This is a genomic window from Tessaracoccus antarcticus (assembly GCF_003688855.1).
Taxonomy (GTDB): domain Bacteria; phylum Actinomycetota; class Actinomycetes; order Propionibacteriales; family Propionibacteriaceae; genus Arachnia; species Arachnia antarctica.
The window spans coordinates 216,227-230,072 of sequence record NZ_REFW01000003.1; the positions used below are offsets into that span (position 1 = coordinate 216,227).

Annotated in this window: 10 protein-coding genes; 5 read left to right on the forward strand and 5 right to left on the reverse strand. The window is 65.8% G+C overall.

All coding sequences use genetic code 11. The features are described from left to right. The gene (locus EAX62_RS12285) at positions 1-1,566 is read left to right on the forward strand and encodes a GMC family oxidoreductase (protein ID WP_121902002.1); all 1,566 of its coding nucleotides are present in this window, start codon (positions 1-3) and stop codon (positions 1,564-1,566) included. Positions 1,567-2,202: 636 nt separating this feature from the next. Here EAX62_RS12285 and EAX62_RS12290 read toward each other — a convergent pair. Both EAX62_RS12290 and EAX62_RS12295 read right to left on the reverse strand, forming a co-directional pair. Beyond that, positions 2,203-3,345: a sensor histidine kinase gene (locus EAX62_RS12290; RefSeq protein WP_121902003.1), complete on the reverse strand. Its 1,143-nt coding sequence runs from the start codon at positions 3,343-3,345 to the stop codon at positions 2,203-2,205. Between the two features lie 10 nt (positions 3,346-3,355). After that, positions 3,356-4,036, reverse strand: coding sequence for a response regulator transcription factor (locus EAX62_RS12295; protein ID WP_121902004.1), 681 nt, complete (start codon positions 4,034-4,036; stop codon positions 3,356-3,358). Between the two features lie 191 nt (positions 4,037-4,227). Between EAX62_RS12295 and EAX62_RS12300 the strand changes: the two genes are divergently transcribed. The 4 genes from EAX62_RS12300 (at position 4,228) to EAX62_RS12315 (ending at position 9,335) form a co-directional block, all read left to right on the forward strand. Next, positions 4,228-4,770: a M15 family metallopeptidase gene (locus EAX62_RS12300; protein ID WP_233557929.1), complete on the forward strand. Its 543-nt coding sequence runs from the start codon at positions 4,228-4,230 to the stop codon at positions 4,768-4,770. Between the two features lie 577 nt (positions 4,771-5,347). Further along, positions 5,348-6,541 (forward strand): acyltransferase family protein, encoded by a 1,194-nt coding sequence (locus EAX62_RS12305; RefSeq protein ID WP_158600665.1) that lies wholly within the window; start codon positions 5,348-5,350, stop codon positions 6,539-6,541. A gap of 203 nt (positions 6,542-6,744) precedes the next feature. Beyond that, positions 6,745-8,019: a M16 family metallopeptidase gene (locus tag EAX62_RS12310; protein WP_158600666.1), complete on the forward strand. Its 1,275-nt coding sequence runs from the start codon at positions 6,745-6,747 to the stop codon at positions 8,017-8,019. Beyond that, complete coding sequence (locus EAX62_RS12315; RefSeq protein WP_147454102.1) at positions 8,016-9,335, forward strand: M16 family metallopeptidase; 1,320 nt, start codon at positions 8,016-8,018, stop codon at positions 9,333-9,335. Before EAX62_RS12310 ends, EAX62_RS12315 begins: the two co-directional genes overlap by 4 nt. A gap of 15 nt (positions 9,336-9,350) precedes the next feature. Here the strand turns inward: EAX62_RS12315 and EAX62_RS12320 are convergent, their stop codons facing one another. From EAX62_RS12320 to EAX62_RS12330, 3 genes are read right to left on the reverse strand one after another with little or no spacing between them, the layout of a single operon-like run. Continuing rightward, positions 9,351-12,227, reverse strand: a complete 2,877-nt coding sequence (locus EAX62_RS12320; RefSeq protein WP_121902008.1) for a UPF0182 family membrane protein — start codon at positions 12,225-12,227, stop codon at positions 9,351-9,353. Next, entirely contained in the window at positions 12,220-12,747 is a 528-nt protein-coding gene (locus EAX62_RS12325) for a PPA1309 family protein (RefSeq protein ID WP_121902009.1), read from the reverse strand. Before EAX62_RS12325 ends, EAX62_RS12320 begins: the two co-directional genes overlap by 8 nt. After that, positions 12,740-13,783 (reverse strand): YlbL family protein, encoded by a 1,044-nt coding sequence (locus EAX62_RS12330; protein ID WP_233557930.1) that lies wholly within the window; start codon positions 13,781-13,783, stop codon positions 12,740-12,742. The genes EAX62_RS12325 and EAX62_RS12330 overlap by 8 nt, the downstream gene beginning before the upstream one ends. Positions 13,784-13,846: the final 63 nt, after the last annotated feature.

Genomic DNA, 13,846 nt, shown 5'->3' on the forward strand with positions numbered 1-13,846 from the left:
ATGGCGACCATCGATGAGAAGGACCCCGTTGTCGTCATCATCGGCTCCGGAGCAGGTGGCGGCACGCTCGCCCACGAGTTGACCACCAAGGGCGTGAAGTGCGTGGTCCTCGAGGCCGGCCCCCACCTGACCCGCGACGACTACGAGAACGACGAGTGGGGCGCCTTCGGTCAAATGGCGTGGCTCGACATGCGCACCACCAGCGGGTCGTGGCGGGTCGCCCAGGACTTCCCGAACCTGCCGACCTGGATCGTGAAGGCCGTCGGCGGTACCACCACGCACTGGGCCGGAGCCACGCCGCGCTTCATGGACCACGAGTGGAAGGCCCGGACCACCTACGGCGACCTCGACGGTGCCAACCTGCTCGACTGGCCCATCGACTCCGCTGAAATGGCGCCCTGGTACGACAAGGCCGAGATTGCCATGGGCTCCACCCATCGCCACGGACGCCCGCCGCTGCCAGCGAACAACAATTTCAAGGTTTTTGCCGAGGGTGCCAAACGGGCCGGGTTGAAGTACTACGCGACCGGACCCTATGCCACGAACGCCGAACCCTACGACGGTCGTCCGGCATCGATCCAGGACGGCTTCAACTTCCAGGGCGACAAATCCGGGGCGAAGTGGTCCACCGCGATCCGAGAGATCCCGCGGGCGCTCGCCACCGGCAACCTCGACCTGCGACCCGAGTGCCAGGCCGTCCGGATCACGCACAATGCGGCCGGCAAGGTTGACGGCGTCGAGTACCTGGACGGCTCGGGCGCCCTGCACAAGCAGGCCGCGCGCGTCGTTGCGGTGGCCGGCAACTCGATCGAGTCGCCCCGTCTGCTCCTGATGAGCGATTCGTCGATGCACCCCGACGGTCTGGCCAACTCATCCGGCCAGGTCGGCAGGAACTACATGCGCCACATGACAGCGTCGTCCTACGCGGCCTTCGACAAACCCGTGCACATGTACCGCGGCGAAACGATGGCTGGCATCATCGCCGACAACGCCATCAACGACCCGAACCGCGGCTTCGTCGGCGGCTACTACATGGAGACCATCTCGCTGGGGGTGCCCTTCCTGGCGGCCTTCGTCGAACCCGGCACCTGGGGACCCGACCTCGCCAGGATGATGGATGCCTACGACAACCTGGCTGCCATGTGGATCGTCGGGGAGGACATGCCGCAGGAGACGAACCGGGTGACGTTGAACACCGACGTGCTGGACCAGCACGGTCTACCGGTGCCCAATGTCCACTTCGACGACCACCCCAACGACGTGGCGATGCGTGAGCACGCCTGGACGGTCGCCGAGGACATCTACTCATCGGTCGGGGCACTGTGGACCCACCGCACCCCGCCGTACCCCTCCACCCACAACCTGGGCACGAACCGGATGAGCGAGAAGCCCGAGGACGGTGTCGTCGACCGCTTCGGACGCACCCATGACGTGCCGAACCTGTTCGTCAGCGACGGCTCGGTCATGACCTCGTCGGCCTCGGCCAACCCCACCCTGACGATCGTTGCCCTGGCGATGCGCCAGGCCGACCACATCCTGACCGAGATGGGGGCCGGGCGCCTCTGACAGCCAACCACGCGTCCGGAGTAGCCAACTCGATAGGTTTGCATCCGTTGACATCCTCTCCGAACAGGGGCTGGCGGCGCTCGCCGCCGCCAGCCTCGAGGTCGACCCCGGATTGCTCGGCGCCGCTGGCCGTCTGCGGAAGCAGTTCCCCTCCGAACTGGGTGCCGCGGCGCTCACGCAGGTCGCACTGCGACGAAGGGGCACGGCCAAACTTCCTTGTAGAAGGTCAGGGCCCCGAGTCGCAACAAGCGGCCCGGGGCCCTTTTCCAAGCCCCTCAACTACCTGCACTAGGCCAACTACCCGCACTAGCGACACTGCCACCGCGCTGCGGTGATTCGTCCACGACCCCTGGCGGGGCCGCGACAACTCCGGATCGAGGAACAAGTAGAGACGCCCGCTGGCGTCGTAGATCTGGTGCCGGCGGCCGCCGGCGTCCACCGCATCCGTGGTGGACGGAGCGACCCTGACGGGTCGGGCACTCACCAGCACTGGCAGACCACGGGGCCACGTTCACCACCCTTCCCAGGAGGACACACCATGACCGCCAGCTTTTGGACCGCCATCGCTGACCAGCTCGCCATCATCCGCACCAACCGACCCACCACAGGGGCCGAGATCATGGGTCTGCTGCACGATCAGGTACCTATCCGTGCAGCAGACCCACCCACTCGTGGGTCCTGGGTGGGGGGCTGTTGGCTTTCACCAAGGTGTCTGGTTCTGTGGGTCGGAAAGCGTGCCCGCACTCGGAGACCACCGCCGACCCTGGGGTGGAGATCGAGAGTGGCTGCGTGGGCGTCGACGATGCGGTTCACGATGGCCAAACCGAGGCCAGCCCCGACCTTTCCGTCACTTCGCACGCGGTTGCTGCCTCGTTGGAAGGGCTCGGCGAGGGTGGCGGCCTGCTGGGGAGTGAGTACCGTGCCCGTGTTCTCAACGGTGACTGACGCAACATGGGCGTCCTGACTGGTCCACACCCATATCGTCCCCCCTGATGGAAGGTTGTGGACGATGGCATTGTGGACGAGGTTGGTAACCATCTGCAGTAGCAGCGACGTCGACCCAGTCGTCATTGCGGTGGAACCTGAGACAGCGACACTCACGCCATGATCCTCGGAAAGCGGCAGAAGAGTCTCTGCTGCCTCCTCCGCCAGTAGGGACAGGTCGACGCTGTCATGGCCGATCAGTGCGTTGCCCGCTCGGCTCAAGGACAGGAGCGCTTCGGTGACGTCGATCGCCCGGGTATTCGTCTCCCTCAACTTCGCCAGGTCTTCCCCGGTGTCGCGGTCCGGCGACAACTGGGCGACGTCGAGCAGAGCCTGTGTGATCGCGAGCGGGGTACGGAGCTCATGCGAGGCATTCGCGGCGAATCTCTGCTGCTCCGCGACGTGCGCCTCGATCCGATCCAGCATGACATCAAAGGAATCGGCGAGCTCACGGAACTCGTCCGAGGGTCCTTCGAGCCGAATTCGATGATGAAGGTAACCGCCTGTGGCAATCCGGGTAGCATTCTGGATCTTGTCGAGCGGCGCGAGCATTCTTCCGGCGAGAATCCACCCGCCAAGGAGAGCGAACGCCAGCAGGGAAACCACCACGACGGCCGCCTTGGGCGCAAAGGCACGGATGAGGTCGTCCCGGTTGGGGACGAATCCTCCCGCGCTGTCTATTTCGGTGTTGGGGACGTAGCGCAGCAGGAAGAGCCAGATGACGGCGGCCAAGAGCACGCCCGCGAGGGTCAGGAAGCCGACGTAGCTGAGGGTCAGCTTCCACCTCACACTCATCCCGGCAGGCCTAACCACCGCTGGTCACGGCCGTCGTGTCGATGCGGTAGCCCACCCCGGGCACCGTGGTGATCACTGACGGTTCGCCCAGCCGCTTGCGCAGGGCGGACACTGTGATCCGCACCGCGTTCGTGAAAGGGTCGGCGTTCGCATCCCACGCCTTCTCGAGAAGTTCCTCAGAACTGACAACACCGCCCTCGGCAGCCATCAAGACATCGAGCACCGCAAACTGTTTCCGCGTCAATGCAATGTATCGATCACCTCGGTAGAACTCGCGCCGAAAGGTGTCAAGGCGCATGTCCGCGATCTCCACCACAGGAGGACGATGATTGGCCCGACGACGATGGAGCGCCCGGATGCGCAAGACCAATTCCTTGAACTCGAAAGGCTTCGTCAGGTAGTCGTCAGCACCCAGCTCGAACCCGGAAGTTTTGTCATCGAGCCTGTCCGCGGCAGTGAGCATGAGAATCGGCATTCCACTGTTCGAGGCCACGACCCACCTGGCGATCTCATCGCCGGACGGACCAGGGATGTCCCGATCCAGAATCGCGATGTCGTAGTCATTGATGCCCAGCAGATACAACGCTGTCTCACCATCACCCGCGACATCCGCAGCCATGGCCTCCAGTCGCAGCCCATCGCGCACTGCCTCGGCCATGAGGGGCTCATCCTCGACGATCAACACACGCATCCCCCCACACTAGGGACCAGAACATATCGCCGACGTATCCACAACTGCATACGTGCTGACAACATCGCGCCCTGTTGCCTAGAAGGATGAATACCACCACAGCCACACACCGTGACCCTCTACGCAGCACACACCGGACTCGTGCGACGCGGATCCTGCGACGGACTCTCGTTCCCCTGACCTTTGTTGCCGTGATTGGCACGCTCGCCGTCGGATTTCAGCTGATGCAGGCCCCCAACGTTTCCCCAGTGGAGATGCTGTCGGGAAATGATTCGGCCTCCGAGAGGGCAAGCGGTGAGCTCACGAGCCCGGTGAGCGCCTTCGATGGGACCCAGCCAGCAGTGGCGAACCTCAACTCCCCCCTACTGGCCGCGCTGCAAGCAGCAGCCACTGACTCCCGGGACGAGAACATCGAGATTCTTGTGAACAGCGGATGGCGATCGGCGGCATACCAAAACCAACTACTGGAGAAAGCCGTGTCAAAATACGGATCACCGGAGGAAGCAGCCCGCTGGGTCGCGACAGCTGAGACCTCGGCTCACGTCTCGGGTGACGCGGTCGACGTCGCACACTTCGACGCCATCGGATGGCTGTCCGAGCACGGCGAAAAGTACGGACTCTGCCAGATCTACGCCAACGAATCCTGGCACTTCGAGCTCCGAACGGATGCGCAGGCCAGCGGCTGCCCCCCACTGTTCAGGGATCCGACGGAGGACCCGAAGATGCACCCATAAACATCGCGACCCTGTCCTCCGGGGTCAAGTCCCGCCCCGGGTACCACGGGGAAACACAGAGCCACAGTTCTTCGGAACTGTGGCTTTCTGCATCGCCACGACCACACTCCTCGTGGCGGTGCCGTACGGAGATCTTTGCCACGACCAGCAAGAAAACCCTCACCGGCTTCACCACCGTGCAGAGATGGGCCTTCAACTCCCTGACCTGCCGCTGGTCGGACCGGGCTCTGTGGGTGAACAACCCGTTGGGGACGACGGGTCAGTGGACAGGACCGACGGACGTCGATGGCGCACCGAATGCGACAGGACCAAGACCGCCCTATCACCACCAACATCCCAGGCACCCCCAGCCTGCACCCGCGCGACTGGTGGAGTCCACAACTTTCGTCCCGTATACTGAGAAAAATTTAGAAAGCGGTCGCTGGCTTCCGTCGTCGACTGCGAGCAAGGCATGACGTCGACGTCGGTGGGGCCCCGTGACATCCCGGGACCCAGGACCGTGATCCCAGTCCCCCACCGAGTGAGCACTCATGCAGGAGACGTCTGTCCGGCGCTCCCGCACCCCGGAGGAGGTGGCATGGCGGTACAGCAGCAGAGCGACACGATCGTCGCCGTCCACACGCCCGTCAAGGCCCGGGTGGAATGGATCGACGTTGCCAAGGGCGTCGCCATCACCTTGGTGGTCCTCGGGCACGTCGTATGGGTACTGAGCCTGCTCGAACTTCCCACGTCCGACGTCTGGCGCCGTGTCCTGCAAGCCACCAGCCCCATGCGCATGCCGGGGTTCTTCCTGATGTCCGGCCTCTTCGCCCATCGGTTCGCGGCCGGATCCTTCGAGCGGTTCGCCCGCCGACGCGTCATCGGCTTCGTCTACCTGTTCGCACTGTGGCTTGCCATCACGGCCGTCGTCGAGGTGGGACTCCAGTTCTGGTTGCACGACACCGCGAAGGTCGTCTCACGCACCAACCTCGTCCACAACGTCCTCTGGCTCGAAACACCGCTCTGGTACCTCGTCGCGCTGCCGGCCTTCCACCTGATCTGGTGGGGCACCCGCAACGTGGCCTCCTGGGTGCCGCTGACGGTCGCCGGGATCGGCTACGTCGTCGTCGAGACCGGCGCAACGGCATTGCCGGGGATGCTCAGCAGCACCGGCTACCGCGGCATGATCCAGTACGCCTTCTTCTTCATGGTCGGAGCCCGGCTCAGCAAGCCGCTGCGCGACGTGGTGGGGCGCATGACCCCGTTGAGATCAGTCGCCATCGTGACGGCGTGGCTGGCCATGGAACTGTGGCTCCCGGCCGTACCCATGAAGTCGCTCCTCGCGGTGCCCGCACTGTTTGCCATCTCCCAGCTGATCGTCCTGACGCCCCTGCGGCCGGCAGCGCAGCGGGCTGGCCGGCGCACACTGCCGCTCTACCTGATGAACTGGCTGGCTGTCGCCATCGTCGGTGGGGTCTGGCTGCAGTTCGACGTCTCCGCCACGCCTCTCACCGAGTTGCTGGTCCCCGCCATCACGCTGCCCGTGGTCATCGCAATGATCGCCGGCGTCTGGCACCTGACGCACGACATCTCGTTCATCTGGGGGCCCTCCTCCAGAGTGGAGGACAAGGTGGTTGACGTGATGCGCAGACTCGACGATCTCGAACCGGCTTCCTCGTCCGACACGAGCGCGCTGGACACGCAGGATCCCCTGACCGGGCGCAAGGCTCCGCGGCCCATCGACGTGCCGTTCATCCACTCCCACCGATCCATGACGAGCATCACGCGCTGAGACCGTGCCTGAAGCACCCGGGGCCCAGGCGAAGAATGGCCTTGAGCGCCAACGTCACCCGATCTACTGGCGCCGGTGGCGGGAATCGTCCATCCTCGCATTCCGCCGACAACTTTCCAGGTCGACGACGGAGCACGCCCGCTAGACTCACGCGGCAGACGCCGTCCCGGTGGGAGTGCGTCCGTAGACGAGGAGTTCTCTGCATGACTGACGGCCGACGGCTGGACTACAACCTGGTGGAAACCACACTCGACAATGGGTTGCGCGTCTGTGTGCAACCCGATCCGGTGGCCCCGGCCGTTGCCGTGAACATCTGGTACGAGGTGGGCAGTTTCGACGAAGACCCCACGCGCACCGGGTTTGCCCACCTGTTTGAGCACCTCATGTTCCAGGGGTCGAACAACGTGGCCAGCGGCGAGCACATGGCCCTCGTGGAGGCCAACGGCGGCTCCGTGAACGCGACGACGTCGACGGACCGCACCAACTACTTCGAGACGGTCCCCCGCGGCGCGCTGGACCTGGCGCTGTGGCTGGAGGCCGACAGGATGTCGTCCCTGGCCATCACCGCCGAGAACTTCGCGGCCCAGCGGGAGGTGGTCAAGGAGGAGAAGCGCCAGCGCTACGACAACCAGCCCTACGGTGACCTGCTCGAGTTGCTCGTGGCGCAGCACTTCCCCGCGGACCACCCCTACGGACACCTGCCGATTGGTTCGATGGCACACCTTGACGATGCCACCCTCGACGACGTCCAGCAGTTCTTCGACGACTGGTACCGCCCCAGCAACGCGCGACTGGTGCTCTCCGGTCCCGTCGAGGCCGACGAGGCGTTCGACCTCGCGCAGCGGTACCTGGGACAGGTGCCGCGCCGGGACAGGCCGGACCACGCAACAGCGCCGGTCCCCGCACTGCCGTCCCGCGACACGACGACGCACGGCAATGTGCCACACCCTCTGGTGTACCTGTCGTGGAACACGCCACCAGCGGCCCACGACGACCACCTCCCGCTGGACATGGCCCTGTCGATCCTGGCTGACGGCCACACGTCGCGGCTGCACAAGGCAGTGGTGCGCTCGCGTCGTCTGGCCGCGGAGGTACACGCCGCATCGCTGCCACACCTGCGCTCCACCTCCATCACCACGCTCATGGCCCGCCCCACCGACGGCATCAGCACCGACGTCACCGCCGCCGCGCTCGTGGAAGAGCTTGCCCGCTTCGCCGAGGGCGGCCCCACCGACGAGGAACTCGCACGCGCCATCGCGCAGTACGAACGCGACTGGCTCCTCCAACTGGCCACCGTTGAGGGTCGATCGGATCTCCTCAACGACGCGTGGCTCACCTTCGGCACCCCCGGCCACGTGAACCAGCACGCGGCCGAACTGGCTGCGCTCAACGTCGACGTCGTCCGCGACGCCGTCCGCACACACCTGCTGGCCACCCCCAGCACTCTGCACTACCTGCCCTCGGAGGTCTCGCTGTGAAACGCCCCACCGTCTCGCTGGCCGGCGCCTGGCACTTCCCGGAGCCGCAGGTCCTCGCACTGGAGGGCGGCACGCAGATCTGGGCCTTCGACCTGCCCGGTCAGCACATCGCTGCCCTCGAACTGGTGCTGCCGACGTCGCTGTCCACGGAGCCGCGTCCCATCGAGGGTGTGGCCACCGTGGCGCTGCACTGCGCCGACGAGGGGACGCGCAGCAACCCGGATGGTCGCATCTCGGAGCTCCTGGAACTGCAGGGGGCGGCGCTCCACGGTCACGCCTCCCAGTCGCACACCAGTCTGGGCGGCGACGCCCCGGCCCACCGGCTGCCTGCGGTGATGGAACTGCTGGCCGAGGTTGTCACCGAACCCAGCTTCGAGGCATCCGACATCGAGCACCACGTGGAGATGCAGGTGGCGGCGTTCGACAGCCGCGTCGCCTCTCCCGACTGGGTGGCCAAGCAGGCCCTGCGCCAGGTGCTGTTCGGCAGGGACTCGCGTGAGGGGCGCCCAGTGGCGGGCACCCCGGAGACGCTGAAAGCCATCAGCCGCGACGACGTGCTCGCCTGGCACAGCACACAGTGGCGGGGCGGGAACGCGACCCTCGTGGTGGCCGGCGACCTCGCAGGCCTGGATCTGTCCTCCGCATTGTCGCCGCTGAACCGGTGGGGCGGGGACGCGGCATGCGCAGACACAGCGCCGCAGGCTCATCGACCCACCCAGATCGTCCTGGTGGACATGCCGGACACCGTCCAGGCCACGATCCACGCAGGTGGGCTGACGGTGGGACGTCGCCACCCCGACTGGGCGGCCCTGAAACTGGGCGGTCACGCCATGTGTGGCGCATTTGCCAGCCGCCTCAACCTCGAACTGCGGGAGCGCCAGGGCTACACCTACGGCGTGGGGGGCGGCTTCAGCGCACGCCAGGACGACGGACAGTTCTTCGTGGGCGGCAGCTTCCGCGTGGAGGTGGCGGCCGATGCTCTGCGCCGCCTCCTGGACGGACTGGCGCTCGCCCAGCCCTTCAGCGACGCCGAGGTGCAGGATGCCAAGCGCTACCTGATCGGCGTCGCGCCACTGGCCAACGAGACGGCCTCCGACATCGCGCGCCAGGCGGCGGTGCTGGCCGCCGTCGGCGAGCGGGCGTCGTTCGTGAACGAACATTTTGCGGCGCTCGAACTCCCCACCCCCTCGGAGGTAACCTCCGCCTTCAGACACCACGTCCACCCCGACGCCACGAGCGTGGCCATCAGCGGGCCGGCCAGCGTGCTGGTCCCGGCTCTGCAGGCGGCGGGTATGGACCCGGTCGTGATCAGCTGACCGGGTCCCCCACACTCACGGGTTGAGGATCTTCAGCGCAGCCTCGGCCTTCTGCATGGCGGAGTTGGTCTTGGCCTGGTAGGTGGACAGGTCGCCTTCACGGAGTGCCTTGTCCGCCTCTTGGAAGAGCGTCATCGCCTCAGTCAGCAGACCTCGGGCCTGCTCATCCACCGGGGTGTTGACGGGCGGCGTCGTCCCCGGAAGTTGCTCATTGGGCACGGGTTTCTCTCCCGTGTCCGCACCCGAGTTGCCCTCGAAGACCTGGTCCAGCGCGGCCTGCAGCGTCGGACCGATGCCCACCTTCTCGCCGAAGCGCACCACCACGAACCGCAGCGCCGGGTATCCACCGGTGGTGGCCTTGGTCTGTGTGTAGATGGGTTGGACGTACAGCACGCCCCCTCCGACGGGCAGGGTCAGCAGGTTTCCGTAGATCGCGGAGGCATTGCTGCCGTCCCTGTTGAACGGAAGCAATGCACCAGCCACCTGCTCATCGGTGCTGATGGCGTTGAACGTCTGTCCCGGACCCGCGATCTGCCTCTTGTCCGAAAGTTTCAGGACCCGGATCTGGCCGTAGTCCTCACTGGAGGCGTCCGCATTGGCAGACATGTACACCGACAGGTTCTCCCGCTCCCGCGGCACGAACACCGTGGTGTTGGCGTAGTGCGGCTTCTTGTCCCCGGGCCAGCGGATGGTGAGGAAGTACGGGGGCTCCTTGACCTTGTCAGCACCGCGCACCGGGTCGTTGGGAACGGCCCAGATGTCGGACTGCTGGTACCAGGTGTTGGTGTTCTCCGTGTGGTAGCGGCCGAGGGTCTCCCGCTGCACCTTGAACAGGTCAGCCGGGTAGCGCAGGTGCTCCAGGAGCGACGGGGAGATCTCGGACTTGTCCGTGACCGCACCCGGGTAGACCTTCATCCACGTCTGCAGGATGGGGTCGGATTCGTCCCACTGGTACAGCTTCACCGTGCCGTCATAGGCGTCGACGGTGGCCTTCACCGAGTTGCGCACGTAGTTCACCTGGCGACCCATGAGCAGCCTGTCGGCGGCGGTACGGGTGTCGGAGATGGCGTTGGCCCAGTCAATCTTGGTGGAGTTCGGGTAGTTCTCGCTCGTGGTGTAGGCGTCGATGATCCACACGATCTTGCCGTCCACGACACTCGGGTACGGGTCGGAGTCGACCGTCAGCCACGGAGCAGCCTGCTGCACCCGCTGCACGGGCACACGGTTGAACAGGATCTTGGAGTCGCCGTTCACCCGGTCCGAGAGCATGAGGTTGACGTCGCCGAAACGGATGGCGAACATCCCCTTGGTGAGGAAGTCCCCGATGGCCACACCGCCGGCACCGGCGTAGGTGAACTTCGCCTCGCCGCCGCCCTCGCCGCCGCCGGGCGTGTCCAGCTCGACGGGATCGCGATCCTTGGGTGCACCGGCCACCACCCAGTGGTCCGACTTCTCACCGAAGTAGATGCGGGGCTCGTGCTCGGGCAGCAGACCCACGGTGGGAATCCCACCTGCGAAGAAGACGGGCTCCCCGTTGGCTTCCTTCTGGTTGCCGTAGGCGGCCGTCAGTCCGTAGCCGTGGGTGTAGACCGTGCGCTTGTTGTTCCAGGTCTCGCCCGACTCGACGGAGGCCAGGTCCAGCTCGCGGACAGCGACCACCGCGTCGGTCTCCCGGCCGTCAATGTCGTAGCGATCCACGTCGAGGGTCGCGGGGAACGTGTAGTAGCCACGCACCTGCTGCAGCTGCTCGAAGGTGGGGGCGATCACGGCTGGGTCCATCAGACGAATCGCCGGCAACGCCGCAGCATCCTCCTTGAGCTGACCGGCGCTGGCGGTGGTCTTCGCCTCGTAGTCGGTGATCTGCACGTCGTCGATGCCGAAACCCTTCCGGGTGGCATCGATGTTGGCGGCAATGTAGGGCCGCTCCTTGTCCGGCTCGTCCGGGACGACCTCGAAGTTCTGGATGAACCACGGGTAGACGACCGACAGGATCATGGAGCTCACCACGAGCAGCGCCACAGACACGGCGGGGATGCTCCAGCGCACCTTGTAGGCGTTGTAGAAGCACAGCAGGGCGCAGATCACGGCGATGGCCGCGACGATGAGGTGCGCCGGGATCCGTGATGCCGCGTCAGTGTAGGTGACGCCCGTGAACAGGTGGTTGGTGGTGGTCAGGTAGTTGTAGCGGTCCAGGACGGCCGAGGTGGCGAACAGCAGCAGCACCGCGCCCACCATGATGGACAGCTGGCGCTGGGCGGCGTTGCCGCTCTGCCGCACGTCGACGTTGCCGAGCCCGCGCAGCGCCTTGGTGGTCATGGAACCCGTGAGGAAGTGCACCATGAGTGCGCCGATGGTGGCCACGATGACGGTGAACGTGACATATCCGAGGACGAATCGCCACCACGGCAGCTGGAAGACGTAGAACGACGCGTCCAGCGAGAACTGTGCGTCCTGGCTGCCGAACGGCGTGGACTGCGTCCATGCCAGGAAGGTCTCGTACATGCCGGAGGCCACCGAGCCACCGATGAAACCCAGCACCGCGGCAGGGATGATCATCATGATCTTCGAACGGCGGTCCAGGACGTCACGCAACTGGATGAGGAGTTCGGAGTCCAGGTTGGCCCGCCGGGTCTTGGGTCGCAGCCTGTAGGCGATGGCCATGCTCGCGTAGAGAGCGCCTCCGAGCAACAGCCCGAACACGGCGAACAGTCCCAGCTGGGCCGCGAGCTGCGTGGTGAAGACTCCCCGGAAGTTCAGGTTGCTGTACCAGAGGTAGTCGGTCCAGGTGCGGGCAAAGATCACCAGCAGCGCCAGGGCGACGCCGACGATGACGATGGTGGGCAGCAGGGCTCCGCGCCGCGGGGCCTCGCTCCTCAGGGTGGACTCACTCATGTGTTGCGCCTTCCAGTGTGCGGTTCAGGGCTTCGGTGAGCCCGGGGACGAGGTCTGCTGCACCGAGCAGGTCGTCGGGGTTGGACACGAGACGTGCCAGTCCATGCTGCGAGCCATCGCGGAGCACGCCCACCACTACGCGGACGTCGGTCTTCTCGGGGTGTGACATGACGAAATCGACGGCTGCGTCCTCGTCGTCCGGGATCTGGTCCTCGAACTTGGGCGGCAGGAAGCTGCGTTCCATGGCGATGGCCACTCCGTCGACACTCTCGGGGAAGAAGATTTGCTCGAGCCGCTCGAGGACGTCCACGCCGGAGGCGAAGTCATCCTGCTCCACGGCGGTCAAGGCGTCGGCGGCGGCCTCGGGTACACGCCCCTTGAGCTGGGGTTCCACCTCCAGCAGGGCGCTGGTGGCCACCAGCGCGAAGAGCCGGGCGGGCTGATCCCACCCGTTGTCCGAGACGTGTCTCTCGATGTCGGCCAGGCAGGCGATCAGCCTGCTGGGGTCGTTGTCAGCCACAGGTGGGAACCTCCGCGTAGGTCTTGCCTTCATTGATTTTCTGCAGGGCACGGATCGCGTCCTTCAGTGTGGACACAGGTACCAGGCGCATTGTCGTGGTGAGGTCACCGACGTCGACACAGTTGGCCGTGGGTAGGAGGAACACGGACGCGCCAGCCTCTTCAGCCCCGGCGATCTTCTCCCGCACGCCCCCGATGGCGCCCACCTTGCCGGCGGAGTCGACGGCACCGGTCCCGGCGACGATCTCGTCACCCAGCAGGTTGGGTTCTGTGATTTTGTCGTAGATGGCCAGCGAGAACACCAGTCCGGCGCTGGGGCCCACAACGGTGGAGTCGACTCGGTAGATGACCTCGGGCGCGTAGTTGAAGCCTGTGCCGACGTTGATGCCGGCCACGGGGGTGGAGCCACTGCCCTCCTCCAGCTTCACGAGGACGAGCTCGCTGGCTTTGTCACGGAGCACCTTGAACCCCACGACGTCGCCCACGCTTCGCTGGGCGATGAGGTCCACCACCTCCTCGCGGCTCTTGACGGCCTTGCCGTCCACCTCCTCGATGAGGTCGCCCGGCCGGAGGAGGTCGTTGGCGGGGCCGGACAGCACCACGGACTCCACCATCGGCATCTCCTTCACCGACTGCCCAGCGGCCCCCAGCGCGGCGACGGTGGCGTTGGAGCGCGACGTGTCCATGGCGGCCACGGCTTCTTCACGCACGTCCTGGTCGGACAACCCCACGGGGTACACGACGTCGCGGGGCAGGGTGTCTGAATGTGGGTTGAGGTGGGCCAGCAGCGCCTCGGGGAGGCTGACGTTGGCATCGACACGCGTGGTGGAGACCGTGGTCATCAGCAGACTGCTGGCACCTGTCGGATAGTTCTGGACTCCCTTGACCTCCACGAGCGGACCGTCTCCGGTGCTGCCGAGGACGTTCACCGTAGTGCCGGGGCGCCAGGTCACGAACGGAACCGGCGTCACCACCAGCAGCGCGGCCAGGATGACGAAGACGATGGAAGAGACAATGGCGACAACGTTGCGCGACACCCGCAACCCCCTGATTCCTGGCTCACTGTCTTCCCGGTTTGACCACTCAGCCTATCAAGGCCG

Bases quoted from the DNA above. Each gene is read 5' to 3' on its own strand.
- EAX62_RS12295 (WP_121902004.1), bottom strand. From the start codon at position 4,036: ATGCGTGTGTTGATCGTCGAGGATGAGCCCCTCATGGCCGAGGCAGTG.
- EAX62_RS12285 (WP_121902002.1), top strand. From the start codon at position 1: ATGGCGACCATCGATGAGAAGGACCCCGTTGTCGTCATCATCGGCTCC.
- EAX62_RS12320 (WP_121902008.1), bottom strand. From the start codon at position 12,227: ATGAGTGAGTCCACCCTGAGGAGCGAGGCCCCGCGGCGCGGAGCCCTG.
- EAX62_RS12305 (WP_158600665.1), top strand. From the start codon at position 5,348: ATGGCGGTACAGCAGCAGAGCGACACGATCGTCGCCGTCCACACGCCC.
- EAX62_RS12310 (WP_158600666.1), top strand. From the start codon at position 6,745: ATGACTGACGGCCGACGGCTGGACTACAACCTGGTGGAAACCACACTC.
- EAX62_RS12290 (WP_121902003.1), bottom strand. From the start codon at position 3,345: ATGAGTGTGAGGTGGAAGCTGACCCTCAGCTACGTCGGCTTCCTGACC.